General features: G+C 37.9%; 11 protein-coding genes. 6 read left to right on the plus strand and 5 right to left on the minus strand.

The window, feature by feature from the left end; translation table 11 throughout:
- Positions 1-14 precede the first annotated feature (14 nt).
- From I5M19_RS02025 to I5M19_RS02035, 3 genes are read left to right on the plus strand one after another with little or no spacing between them, the layout of a single operon-like run.
- Positions 15-1208: a hypothetical protein gene (locus I5M19_RS02025; protein ID WP_200063527.1), complete on the plus strand. Its 1194-nt coding sequence runs from the start codon at positions 15-17 to the stop codon at positions 1206-1208.
- A 57-nt stretch (positions 1209-1265) separates the two neighbouring features.
- On the plus strand, positions 1266-1427 hold the full coding sequence (locus I5M19_RS02030; RefSeq protein ID WP_200063529.1) for a FeoB-associated Cys-rich membrane protein: 162 nt from the start codon (positions 1266-1268) through the stop codon (positions 1425-1427).
- Between the two features lie 55 nt (positions 1428-1482).
- Positions 1483-4851 (plus strand): glycosyltransferase, encoded by a 3369-nt coding sequence (locus I5M19_RS02035; RefSeq protein WP_200063531.1) that lies wholly within the window; start codon positions 1483-1485, stop codon positions 4849-4851.
- 22 nt (positions 4852-4873) lie between these two features.
- Here I5M19_RS02035 and ispF read toward each other — a convergent pair whose 3' ends face one another.
- On the minus strand, positions 4874-5356 hold the full coding sequence (gene ispF / locus I5M19_RS02040; protein WP_200063533.1) for a 2-C-methyl-D-erythritol 2,4-cyclodiphosphate synthase: 483 nt from the start codon (positions 5354-5356) through the stop codon (positions 4874-4876).
- A gap of 2 nt (positions 5357-5358) precedes the next feature.
- On the minus strand, positions 5359-6519 hold the full coding sequence (gene porV / locus I5M19_RS02045) for a type IX secretion system outer membrane channel protein PorV (RefSeq protein WP_200063535.1): 1161 nt from the start codon (positions 6517-6519) through the stop codon (positions 5359-5361).
- Positions 6520-6736: 217 nt separating this feature from the next.
- On the opposite strand from porV, the gene I5M19_RS02050 reads away from it, so the two are divergent.
- The 3 genes from I5M19_RS02050 to I5M19_RS02060 all read left to right on the plus strand — a co-directional run bounded on the left by I5M19_RS02050 (position 6737) and on the right by I5M19_RS02060 (position 9514).
- On the plus strand, positions 6737-8326 hold the full coding sequence (locus I5M19_RS02050) for an SUMF1/EgtB/PvdO family nonheme iron enzyme (RefSeq protein ID WP_200063537.1): 1590 nt from the start codon (positions 6737-6739) through the stop codon (positions 8324-8326).
- A gap of 212 nt (positions 8327-8538) precedes the next feature.
- Positions 8539-9012, plus strand: a complete 474-nt coding sequence (locus I5M19_RS02055; protein ID WP_200063539.1) for a ribonuclease H-like YkuK family protein — start codon at positions 8539-8541, stop codon at positions 9010-9012.
- Positions 9013-9046: 34 nt separating this feature from the next.
- On the plus strand, positions 9047-9514 hold the full coding sequence (locus I5M19_RS02060; protein ID WP_200063541.1) for an SRPBCC family protein: 468 nt from the start codon (positions 9047-9049) through the stop codon (positions 9512-9514).
- Between the two features lie 26 nt (positions 9515-9540).
- Here I5M19_RS02060 and I5M19_RS02065 read toward each other — a convergent pair whose 3' ends face one another.
- Genes I5M19_RS02065 through I5M19_RS02075 form a run of 3 tightly spaced genes read right to left on the minus strand, consistent with a single transcriptional unit; the run spans position 9541 to position 13848 of the window.
- Positions 9541-11667: a tetratricopeptide repeat protein gene (locus tag I5M19_RS02065; protein ID WP_200063543.1), complete on the minus strand. Its 2127-nt coding sequence runs from the start codon at positions 11665-11667 to the stop codon at positions 9541-9543.
- Between the two features lie 6 nt (positions 11668-11673).
- Positions 11674-12519 (minus strand): hypothetical protein, encoded by an 846-nt coding sequence (locus I5M19_RS02070; protein WP_200063545.1) that lies wholly within the window; start codon positions 12517-12519, stop codon positions 11674-11676.
- 9 nt (positions 12520-12528) lie between these two features.
- Complete coding sequence (locus tag I5M19_RS02075) at positions 12529-13848, minus strand: acetylxylan esterase (RefSeq protein ID WP_200063547.1); 1320 nt, start codon at positions 13846-13848, stop codon at positions 12529-12531.

Genomic DNA, 13848 nt, shown 5'->3' on the forward strand with positions numbered 1-13848 from the left:
TAAAACCATTAGTAATGGATGCATCAATAAGAAAAACGTTCAATAAAAATTTCACTGAAGAAAAATACGGTGACCTTATCTTGTCCTTAAACGCAGATTTAAAAAAACCAATTGAATTTCGTGTAGCTGAAACGCCTGTATTTTTAACTGATGACTTTCGTGACAGGCTTATAGAGGCAGGGGATAATATTATACAGGCTATTTTAAAGCCTGACTTTAAATCGCTTACCGAACGTGCCATCCCTGACCAATGGCGCGTAGCAAATGAAAACGACCATCCGCATTTTATAGCACTTGATTTTGGCGTATGCAAAGATACTGACGGGAATATCGTACCGAAACTTATAGAGCTGCAAGGCTTCCCGTCGTTATATGGTTTTCAGGTACATTTAGGCGAGAATTATCGTGAAACGTATAACATACCCGGCAATCAAACCATTTATTTTGATGGGCTTAATAAAAGCAGTTATCTTGATCTTTTAAAAAGAACCATCTTAGGCCCTTATCAGTCCCACGAGGTAGTGTTAATGGATGTGGATGCACCGGATCAAAAAACGGCTGTCGATTTTTATTTAACACAAAACTACCTCGGTGTTCCGGTTTTATCATTAAATGAACTGATACAGGAAGGCGACCGGTTGTATTATTTTGCGGGGAACGAAAAGAAATGCATAAGGCGTATTTATAACCGGTTGATATTTGATGAAATAGCAGGTGATACGGATATATTCAGCAAAGTGGTTGATATCAGGAAACCGCTTGATGTAGAATGGATAACACATCCTAATTGGTTTTACCGCATCAGTAAATTTACCATGCCTTATTTAAAAGGCCCATATATACCAGAGACACGTTTTTTACACCAGGTAACCGAAATTCCTGCTAATCTGGATAAGTTTGTCTTAAAGCCATTGTTTTCATTTGCCGGACAGGGTGTGATAATTGATGTGAATGAAGCTGATATCAGAAATATTAAAGATCCTGAGAACTGGATATTACAGGAAAAGGTAAACTATGAACCGGTGTTACAAGCACCTGACGGGGGTGTTAAAGTAGAGATACGCTTGTTGTATTTATGGCCCGATAGAGATGCACAACCTACATTGGCTATAAACCTTGCACGCCTTAGCAGAGGTAAAATGATAGGTGTAAGATATAACAAAAACTTTGACTGGGTAGGTGGTACAGTAGCGTTTATGCATAAATAATAGGCTTATACTATTTTAATAATCTGTACGTATATATAATTGTATTAATTTTGCACAATGAACATACAAGCAATTATTATAATTTTATTATTTATTGCTGCGGTTTTTTACGTAGGCCGTATAATGTACAAAAGCATTTTCGCTAAAAAAAGCTGTGGGGGTAATTGTAAATGTGGGGTTGATTTTTCGGGCATAACGCCGGAAGAGCAGTCCAGTTAGTCCTTTTTAGTGACGGTATTATTTCTATAGATACATAAAATCATAAAAACTCTTCATGTCAGACAAGCAGGTCTTTCAAGCTGATAATCCCGGCAGGTGGAATCGTTTTAAATGGATAAGCCGCATATTATTGGTGGTGTTTATAGTTGGCGTTATTGCAGCTGTAGTAACTATTACATCAACAGAATACCCTACGCTGCCAAACCTTGACCCGGTTCCTAAAAAGCTGTCGGCCAGTGATCTGGAGAAAATGAAGAAATCCAAAAAATACAAGGATTTCAAAATTGAGAAATCGGTAATAAAGGAATTGGCACGTGCCCGGCACCTTCACCAGTTAAAGCATCCAAACAACGAGAACCGTATTAACGCGGGGTTTTATCGTGCATGGGAGCCACAGGCTTATTATTCTCTTAAAGATCATTTTGCGCGGTTGGATATGGTGGTAACAGAAGGCTTTTCATTCACCCCCAATAAAAATACACTTACCACCCAAATTGATACCGGATTAATTAATCTGAACAAAAAGTACAAAAAGCAAATATTGGTCACCCTCTCCAATTATGTTAATTATGACAATATTCACGGCGGGTATGATACAAAAGATGTTAACCGCATATTTGCAAGCAAAACAAAGCGTACTACTTTTATAAATAACCTGATAGATCAGCTTCAGCATTATAAATTCCAGGGAGTAAATGTTGATCTGGAAGATATTGAACGTAACGGTAAAAACTATATCGCTTTCCAAAATGAACTATATGCAACTTTTCATGCCAAAGGATTATTGGTTACCCAAAATGTAATCCCGGGGGATGATGAGTACGACCTGAAACGCCTTCAGCACGTCAACGACTTTTTATTCGTTATGGCTATTGATCAGCATTATGACGGGAGCAACGCTGGTGACGTAAGTAATCAGCATTGGGTTGAGGAGATTTTAGATAATGTTTGTGAACAGGTACCAAGTGAAAAGGTGATACTTACCGTAATGGCCGGTGGATATGATTGGCCGGAAAATAGTATAGGGCAGCCCATAGGTTATCAGCAGGCTATAAGTACAGCTCATCAAAAAAATGAGAAGATCATATACGATCCACTATCAGCAAACCTGCATTATAATTATCCGGGTACCGATGGCTTTAATCATATTGTATACTTTACCGATGCAGCAACAAACTTCAACGTTATCCGTATGGCCGACGACTGGGCAACAGGTGGAGTTGCACTATGGCGTTTAGGTTTCGAAGACCCGAGGCTTTGGTCATTTTTCCAGGAAAATCTTTCTATTGATTCGCTTCGCAAAACAGGGGTTGATGTAAAAAAACTGACCACCGTTGGTCTTAATAATAAAATTGATTATGCAGGTGATGGGGGTGAGGTTCTAGATCTGATTACTACGCCAAAGGTAGGTAAGATTGATGTTAAGCTTGATACCACTAACTTTGTAATTACCAATCAAAAATATTTAGAGCTGCCCACCAAATACGTGATACGCAGATATGGCTACAAACGCGGAAAAGTAGTACTCACCTTTGATGACGGCCCCGATCCGGATTACACACCGCGAATACTTGATATTTTAAAAAAGGAACATGTACCCGCCGCATTTTTTGTAGTAGGTTCAATGGCGGAGAAAAACATCCCGCTTTTACGCCGTATATATGATGAGGGCTATGAAATAGGCAATCATACTTTTTTTCACCCGGATATTTCTACTATCAGCACAAACCGGGTCAGTCTGGAGTTGAATGCTACCCGCAAGTTAATTGAATCAGTTACGGGGCATAGTACCATACTCTTTCGCCCGCCATTTAACGCGGACGCTGAGCCACAAACCCTGGCGGAGGTAGTACCGGTGGCTGAAAGCCGCAGGCAAAATTATATCACTATAGGGGAGTCGATAGATCCGTGGGATTGGCAGCCCGGTGTTAGTGCCGACAGCATTATTGCACGTACCATTCGCCAAAAGGATAACGGATCAATGATATTACTGCATGATGCAGGTGGCGACACACGTGAAGAAACAGTAAAAGCATTACCTGCCATTATTCATTATTTTAAAAGCCATGGTTACCAGTTCACAACCATTGCCGACATCCTCGACAAGAAAAAAGCAGACCTTATGCCCGTAGCTAAGGATGAGAATAACAGTGCATGGGGTAAAATGTATGATGTATTTGTTGTTGGGTTCTTTTACGGTAACCGGTTTATATTTTACCTTTTTTTGTCGGCTATATTCTTAGCCATGGGCCGTATTTTGCTGATAGGTATATTAGCGTACAGGCAATTTGTTGGAAATAAGAAATCAGCACCAGATATTCCGAAAATTGATCTGCCGGCTGTAAGTATAATAGTGCCTGCCTATAACGAAGATGTCACGGCTTTAAAAACCATCGAGAGTTTGTTGAAAACAGAATATACTGTTTTTGAGATAATTTTTGTAGATGATGGTTCCAAAGACAATACCTATAAAATAATGGAAGCAGCATATGGCGGCCATCCTTTGGTAAGGGTATTGACGAAACCGAATGGGGGAAAGGCGTCTGCTCTAAACTTTGGAATATCGCACGCAAACTATGACTTTGTGGTGTGTATTGATGCTGATACGCAGCTTAAAACAAATGCAATATATCATTTGATGACCTATTTTAACGATGATGAGATTGGTGCGGTAGCGGGAACAGTAAAAGTAGGTAACGAAAATAACATCATTACCCGGTGGCAATCTATAGAGTATATTACGGCTCAAAACATGGACCGCCGTGCATTTGATATTATTAACAGTATAACAGTAGTTCCCGGAGCGATTGGCGCATTTCGTAAATCGGCTATATTTAATGCTGGCGGTTTTACCTATGATACCCTTGCCGAGGATTGCGATTTAACCATGCGTATTTTAAAACAGGGCTATGTGGTTAGAAACTGTGCGGAAGCTGTAGCTTTTACTGAGGCGCCTGAAACAGTTAATATGCTGTTGAAACAACGCTTCCGCTGGAGTTTTGGTGTAATGCAAAGTTTTTGGAAAAACAGAGATGCCTTATTCAATAAAAACTATGGATACTTCGGCATGGTAGGAATGCCAAATATTTTGATCTTTCAAATTATATTGCCGTTGTTTTCTCCCCTTGCAGATCTGATGATGATACTGGGACTTTTTGGAGATAAACCTGAAAAGATATTTTTCTATTATTTAGGATTTGTTTTGATAGATTTTCTGGTTTCTATTCTTGCGTTTTGGATGGAAAAAGAGGACTATAAAAAGCTGGTATACATTATTCCACAGCGGTTTGTATGGAGGCAGCTGATGTATTATATCCTGTTTAAATCAGTGCGTAAGGCATTAAAAGGTGAATTGAGCGGTTGGGGTGTATTAAAACGTACCGGCAATGTTGATGTTAAAAAAGAAGTGCTTGCTGAAGAATAGTAACTTTAATTTATATTACCGTTTAAATTTTCTCAATTAAACAAACCGCGTAGGCAACCACGCCCTCTTCACGGCCAATAAAACCTAATTGTTCATTAGTGGTGGCCTTAATAGATATATCATCCTCGGTGATTCCTGCAGCAAGGGCTATATTTGTTTTCATTGCTGGTATATGCGGATTTATTTTTGGTGCTTCTAAACATACCATTGCATCAATGTTGCCAATTTGCCAATTCTTTTCGGCAAGTAATTTTACTACATGTTGTAATAGTACTAAACTGCTTATTCCTTTCCATCTCTCATCTTTATTAGAGAAATGAAAACCAATATCCCGTAAATTAGCCGCACCCAATAAGGCATCGCAAATAGCATGCAGCAAAACATCGGCATCTGAATGTCCGAATGCTCCTGAAGTATGCTCCAAATCTACACCACCTAAAATAAAGGGATGTTGGTGTTTTAACTGATGTACATCAAAACCGAAACCTACTTTTATTCTACCCATTATTATTTAGAAGCGTTATTAGAGCCACCAAAACTTGTTGATAACGTAAAGCGAAGAGTATTAGCCAACGGGCTGTTTTGCTGACTGGCGGCCAGGTAAGAAAAATCGAACATGTAATTTTTATATTTAAAGCCCAACCCTAAAGTAGCATAATGTCTGCCACCCTTATCAGGGTTTTCATAGAGATATCCGCCTCTTAAAGCAAACATATTGTTATACCAATACTCAACTCCGGGAGAAAATGTAAGCTCCTGTAATCCATTTGCATTGCCAAATGAGGTGAAAATACTTCCCGGTACTGAAAGGTCTTCTCTTCTGTCTACTACTGTATTGCCATTTTCATCCGTAGTAATTACTGGAGCAGGCACTAAAAGTTTGTTAATATCTAAAGTCAGTGTGAGTTTATTTACATCATCCAGATTCCAGGTATTTGCAGCGCCTATCTTCAGGTTTGCAGGTAAAAAATATCTTTGCCCGGAATTGCTATAGCTTATTTTTGAGCCAATGTTAGATATATTTGTACCGAACGAGAATATGGAATTATCGCCATAGGCTTTTGTATAATATAAAGATACGCCCGCTGATAAGGAATTACCCGGTTTTACCTGCTGACCTGAACCTGAAACAAAATCAGCATTGCTGAAATTTGAATATATATATCGTACGGTTAAACCCAGTGAAAGGTTTTCTCCAAACTTTCGTGCAAAGGAACCGTCAACAGAAAATTCGCTTGGGTTATCGGTGCCCTGATAGTTTTGAAACTGATCTACCCGCTGAATAGAACCCAGATTAAAGTAACGCAATGATGCACCAAAAGAGTTCCTGTCATCTAATTTGTGTGCATAGCTTAAATATGACAGGCTTACATCGGGCACCAAATGTCTTAACCAGGGATTATAAGAAATAGAAATATCGTTATTGCTTTCCAAAAAAGTAAGTTTAGCCGGATTCCAGTAATTTGCATTAACATCAGGTGATAATGCTACCCCTGCATCTCCCATAGCCCCTGAACGCGAATCGGGTGTGATGTTAAGAAATGGTACAGCTGTAGCAATTGCATTGGAACTTCCATTTATGCTTGTGTTGGCATTTTGCGCCGCCGCAAATACAGGAGAAATGACTAAAAAATAAGAAAAAAGCTTTTTAGAATAAAAATACTTCATTGGGTGCAATTTAGTCTTAATATTTAAAATAATATATAGAGGTCTACGCTAAAATTTAAGCATTAAAACACCTTAATAATCCAATTTATTGTAACTCAACCAACAAATAATACGTTTAAATTATTTTGTATAGATTTAGGTTTTAATTAACCTTGTCAAATAACAATATTTTTTATCGAAATTTATTAAATTTACCTCCAAATATATTTTGCAAAGTATGAAAGCACTTTTTACTAATACTGCTTTAGTGTTGATGGGTTTAGGCGTATTACTAAGCAGCTGCAGTAAACATGAAGTATCACAAAAAACGGGTTTAGCTTATAACGATAAAAATAATGGTGGTTACTTAAGGTTTAAGCAAACTCATCCAAGTCCCGGCCCTGGTTTAGTACCAATAGAAGGAGGAACATTTGTATTAGGCGGAAGCGCTGACCAGGATGTAACCTATGAATATAATAATGTTCGCCGCAGGGTAACTGTTCCTTCTTTTTATATGGATGAAACAGAGGTTTCAAACCAGGATTGGCTTGATTATCTGCACTGGATAAGCATAACTTTCCCTAATGACGGCGAGCTTTATTATAATGCATTGCCTGATACCTTAGTATGGCGGAATCCTTTGTCTTATAATGAACCTTATGTGCAAAATTACCTTCGTCACCCTGCTTTTCAGGATTACCCTGTTGTAGGGGTTACGTGGGATCAGGCTCAGGATTATTGCGTGTGGCGTACTGATAGAACCAATGAGAACATATTGCGTCAGGGTAATTATCTGGTAAATTGGAAAGATAAAGCAAAAAGTCAAGGTACTCAAGGTAATAGTACTCAAGATGGGCAGCCATTTAATACTGATATGTATTTGAATAATCAAATAAGAGGAAATGGTGTAGATGGTAAGAATATGCCTAAGGATTTAAATCCTAATGCTGACCCCGGGACTGCTAAAGGTGGCGCACGCAGACCTGTACGTATTGAAGATGGAATTTTAAAACAAGGATACAGATTACCTTCTGAGGCTGAGTGGGAATATGCTGCTCTGGCACTTGCAGGTAATACGGAGTTTGAAAACATTAACGATGGTAAAATATATCCATGGAATGGCTTAGGTGTGCGTTCGCCCAATAGAACAACCCGCGGTTTAATTTTAGCTAATTTTAAACGTGGTTTGGGAGATAATGCCGGTGTTGGTGGTGGTTTGAATGATAAAGCAGATATAACAGCCCCTGTAAGATCATATCAACCTAATGATTTTGGATTATATAATATGGCTGGTAATGTTAATGAATGGGTTGCCGATACCTATCGTCAAACTTCATTTGAAGAAGTTAATGATTTTAATCCTTATCGTGGTAATCAGTTTACAAATAAACGTTTAGCTGATCCGGCTAAGGGATTGTACGCAAAAGATAAATACGGCCGTCCTATAAAAGATCCGGCAACATCAAATAAGAAATTACCTTATGCAGAAATGATAGCTCAACGGCAAGGCAACGCCGCTACGGCTAATACAGATGCTAACGATCCTTTGGCTGGTAAGCCTTACAGTGCTGATTACAGGGGCTATAGGGATTCGGTTAATACTAGCTTATATGGCACTACCACCTTAGTTAACGACCGCTCAAAAGTGTATAAAGGAGGATCATGGAACGATATGGCATATTGGCTAAACCCTGCAACGCGCAGATTTATGGATGAGGATCAGTCAAGTGCAGAAGTTGGATTCCGATGTGCCATGACCCTTGTTGGAGCGCCGGAAATTAACCGGGGCGGTAAGCCACATTTCCCGGTGAAAAAGGCTGGAAGATAAATATCCAATTAAAAAAACGACAAATAAGCTGCTTTCAAAAAATGAAAGCGGCTTTTTTTTATTGCAAAAAATCAATTGCTTTTGCTAAGTTGTTAATATTCAGCCAAATGTTAACAAATAAATCATGCCTTGTTAACGTTTATAAAATAATTTATCGCTTATTTTTATAGACCCTAAAAAGGTCATTATAAATTTAACCTAAAACAAATTTTATGACCTGGAGAAAATTTAGCGGAGAAGTTATTCAAACACCTATTATTGAAGAGGTGGAATGTGCCATTGAACGTGAAACTAACCTGGGCAATAAGTTAAAAGTTTGTATTGGTACAGACTCACAGGTGAAAGGGTCAGTTACTGATTTTGCAACGGTAATAGTTTTTATTAGAGAACAGCGTGGTGCATTTATGTTTATTCATCAGGAGCGTACTTCTCAAAAAATGAGCATTAAAGAACGCATGCTTACCGAAGTTCAAAAATCGATAGACATTGCCTATAAATTGTGTGACCTGCTTGACCTTTACGATGTAGAGTTGGAGGTACATGCCGATATTAATACTAACCCGATGTTTAAAAGCAACCAGGCTTTACACGAAGCTATGGGCTATATTTTAAGCATGGGATTTGTATTTAAAGCTAAGCCCGAAGCTTTCGCCAGTTCATGCTGTGCTAATAAAATGGTGCAATGAGCAAACATATGCACGCAAATTCCGTTAGGAAAATGTGAAAACATACAGTCTTAAACTAAAGCAAAATATCCCGGTAACTTTAGACGAAGCATGGGGTTTTTTCTCCTCGCCTTTAAATTTGGCAAAAATAACTCCGCCGGAAATGAAGTTCAAAGTCACTTCAGATTATACGCAGGGTATGAAAATGTATGCCGGTATGATCATTACTTATAAAGTAACTCCTTTATTTGGTATTGAGCTTAATTGGATGACAGAAATAACACATGTAGATGAAGAGAAATATTTTGTTGATGAGCAGCGTTTTGGCCCGTATGCTTTGTGGCATCATCAACATCATTTTAAATCCATTGCCGGTGGAACAGAAATGACAGATATTCTGCATTATGCCATACCTTTTGGTGTTATTGGCCGGCTAAGCAATAAAGTAATTGTGGATAAACAGATAAAAAAGATATTCAACTACCGTGTAAAAGCAATAGAAGAATTGTTTGGAGAAATGTAAAGAGTGTGATCCTGAAACTACCAGTGTTACCTGCAAAATTTCTTCAGATCATCAGCCGCTATTTTTGACCCTAATGCTGCTGCGCTGTTAAGATCAATACAAGCACCGTTTATATCTTGTTTGTTCAACTTTGCCATCCCCCTTTTATGGTAAGCCTCTGCATTTTGCGGATTTAATTTAATAGCTTCCGTAAAATCATTGATAGCGCCGGTAAAATCTTTCAAGTTTATTTTAGCAGATCCTCGCAAAGTATAAATAAGGTCGTTTAACGGCTCCATTTTAAGCGCGTAATTAAAATCGGCGGTCATTTGATCCAGGTTAGGTAATAGGCTTTCAGCCAAAGCACGGTAAGCAAATATCTTAATGTTATCTAAATTAATGAACAAAGCACTATTATAATCATCAACAGCACCTTGGTAATTTTTGAGCGCCATTTTAACATTACCACGTATAAAAAAAGCTTCATCATCATCGTCGTGAATGTGTATGGCCTTATTGATATCTGCCAGAGCACCATCATAATCCTTAAGATCAAGTTTGGCACTGCCTCTGTTTTGGTAAGCATAGGCTGATGCCGTATCTAATTGTAAGGCTGTATTATAATCGGCAATGGCCCCGTTAATATCATCTAAATTTTGCTTTGCTATGCCCCTACCTACCCAAAATATCGCCTTTTTGCCATTTTTACTAATTAATGAATTAGATAAGGAGAGCACGTCTTTATAAAATCCAGCCCTCACCATAGACGTTAAAAGACGCGCCCTTAGTTCATCATCGTCAGCACCAATGTCAATTATTTTCTTAAAATCCTGGAGTGCGCCTTGTCTGTCATCCAACTTCATTCTGGCATTGCCTCTTCTTAATAAAGTCTCCGAATTGCCGGGGTTAAATTCCAAGGCTTTAGAATAATCCTTTTCCGCATTTTTATAGTCGTTTTTACCTGCTGCAATATTGCCGCGTACAACATATGCATAGTCGTTTGTAGAGTTTATATTAATGGATTCATTTATGTCGTTTAAAGCACTAGCGGTATCCTTTAACTCAATTTTTACCCTGGCCCTGGTTACGTACGCATAACTGTTTTTATCATCTAACTCAATAGCTTTATCTGCATCCTCTTCAGCCTCCTCAAAGTTTTTTGAATTTAATTTTAGATCGGCCCGATTTTGGTATGCGTCAGAGCTGTTATCATCCAATTCTATAGCCTTATCAAAATCGGCAATCGCTCCTTCTTCGTCGCCCTGGTTTCTTTTAACAATACCCGATAATACATATAATTCTGCATTCTTAGGATCAAGCTGAATTGCTTTAGCGAAATAATCAAGGGCAGCCTTTTTATCTGAATTATTGCTTAATGCATTAGCCAGGTATTTATAAAGGTTAGGCATCTTCGGATCTAAAACTATTGTCCTTTTATAATCAGCAATAGCCGCCGGATAATTTTTTAGGTTACTATAAGCATTAGCACGATAAAAAACAGCCTCAGCATTTTTAGGATTAAGTGCTAAAGAGCGGGTGTAATCAGCGATAGCTCCTTTATAGTCCGCGATATTGCCTTTTGAATTTGCCCGGTAAAAGATTAAGTCGGAATTATTAGGATCAAGTTTTACTGCCATATCATAATCTGCAATAGCACCATCATAATCTTTAAGATTACTTTTCGCTACACCGCGGTATTCATATAAAGAAGGATCATTAGGGGTGAGTTGTATTGCTTTTGTAAAATCTTCTGCTGCGCCTGCATTATTACCCAAACTGGCTTTCGCATTTGCCCTGTAATGATACATTTCGGCAGTAGGACTCATGGATATAGCCTTATTAAAGTCAGCAATAGCTTCTTCATAATCTTTATTTGCGTTATGTGCATTGCCCCTGTAAAAAAATGCGGATACATTTGACGGATCCAATTCGATGGAACGTGTATAATCTTGTATGGCAGAAGGATATTCCTTTAAGTCGTTATAAGCATTAGCCCTGTAAAAATAAGGTTTAGCATTATTTGGATTGAGTTGTATTGCTTTTGTAAAATCAGCAATTGCAATTTTGTAGTTTTTTTCGCCAGCCTTAGTATTACCACTTTGAATATAGGTTTCTGCTGTTTGGGCAAAGCAGAAAACAGGGACTATTAATAATATGATTAGCAGTTTATACATCAATATCTATCTGAAGGGCTTAATTATAAATGATGCGGAAACATTTCGGCCATCGCCGGTATTACGGCCATTAATAAATGTGCCTGCTGTTAAGAATATAGAGAATTTTTTACTGAAGGTATAACCGTAGCTAAGGGAAGCTTGATTAAAGGCGAAATCCTTGTTATTGGTTTGAATAGGGGAAAAATCTTTAAAATTGCTTGATGAATAAAAACCACCAACGGATACTGAAAGCTGATGTTTGAACTTCCTATCAAGTGTTAAACCAAATGTTCCGCTATACCTGTCCTGAATTGGCCCGCTGCTACCAAAATATTGCCTCACGCCGTTTTCTATATTAAAATAGCTGTTCTTACCAAAAAGATGGCCGCTCCCGGCAAATGCAAGCTTAATTTCGGCGCCGGTTTCTTTATATCCTAAATTTATATCTGAATACAGGGGTACGATGCCTGTTGCTTGTAAAGTAAAGTAATATTTATAGTCAATGTTGGCTAAGTAATATCTAAGCCCAATCTCCATATCAGTAAAACCCTCACTATGGCTTTTATAGCCTGTTTGTTCAAAGTTATTTACTACATAAGGTAGCTGAGCTACGAGTGTAAAGCGTCTGCTGATACCGTACTCGGAATATAATGAATAGCTGAATGAGGTGAACTGCCCGTTAAGCTCAAAAGGAGAATGTACGCGATTTGCATCCCAGCCGCTATTTGAAAAAAAGTAACTTATTGAGGGTGAAAGTAACCACTGTTTAGGGCGCACAGGGAAGCCTCCGGCAAAAACTTCATGCTGTGCTATAATAATAAATAGTATAGTGATTATTAAATGCTTTGATCGGGTTTTAATTGTTTTCATTTTATAGTATTAAAATAATGCAAACGTATCTCGCATCCATCTTCCTTCCAAATCTTTATATACCTGGCTTACCTCGTGTCCCAAATCTTTAAATACCATGATCCTTTTCTTACCTTTAATATTGTTAAAGGTAGCATATTCATTAGCGGGGGGGGCGTAAGGATCTAGCAAACCTATTCCCATTATTGTAGAACAGGTTATATTTGAAGCGAAGTTTTTACCATCATAATAATTAAGGTTACTTATAACCTTATCTAAAGTTAAGCCCGGTTGTGTTTTTATATATTTTTTTATATCATTTATAGGCCAGGTAACCTCTCCGTCTAAATTATTAACATCACATAATATCGGGTTTTGTGCAGAACATAAAGTTACTCTTTTATCTAAGCTTGCAGTAGCGAGCGATAAAAAACCACCCATACTGCCACCGCTTACCAATATTTGGTCATGATCCAATTCTGGTTGCGAAAAGATAAAATCAACGCCGCGAAGGCAATCCATAATTACTCCTCGCATTACATATTTATCTTTATCCTCAATATGATAAAAAATAAATTCATCCCTTCGTGTATCAATTGGACCCCGGCTATTTCCCTGGCCCCTTACATTAAGTGTTATAATAGCCAAATCAGGATCTAAACCCACTATAGGCACTAAATTAACCTGATAGCCGGGCAAACCTAATAAAACAGAAAATTTTTTATTTTTTTTGCTTGTTATCGGCACAGTCATCCATCCTCTGATAGTCATATTACCTAACGACTGCATTTCAATTAAATACACCTTACGGTTATCTGTATTCATCTTAGGCATAGGTGTAACCTTAAAATTTGGTTTTACCTTTGCCAGTTCATCTTTGGCAGTTTGCCAGAATTTATCAAAATCGGCAGGTTTTGAATATTTTGAAACGATTTCCTCCGGACGTATACCAAAAACCTTTCTTAATGTATCATCATATTCAGATACATTGATAAGGAAGTGTACCTTATAAAAGCCAGTTTTTAACTTTGGTAGTTCAAAGTTAAATTTCCCTGAACTGTATTTATTTACCTTAACATGGATAGAATCATAAGCAAGTTGTTTACCATGCTGATAAATATAATAGGATAATCGCCCGATCTGATCAGTCCCGGTAGGATTTTTTACTTCAAATGTATATTTAGCGTGATCATCAAAAATGGCATTCTTGTCAGCAGGTGTTAATACTGTTGATATGTCTTCGTCGTTGTGTTTGTTCGCAACAATATTATTTGCTTTAGCCTGTTCGCCTAAAATCAGGGTAACAATGCCAATACCTAATAATAAAAATTTCTTTAGTCCTTTTACCAT

It is taken from the genome of Mucilaginibacter segetis (assembly GCF_016522075.1).
Lineage (GTDB): Bacteria > Bacteroidota > Bacteroidia > Sphingobacteriales > Sphingobacteriaceae > Mucilaginibacter > Mucilaginibacter segetis.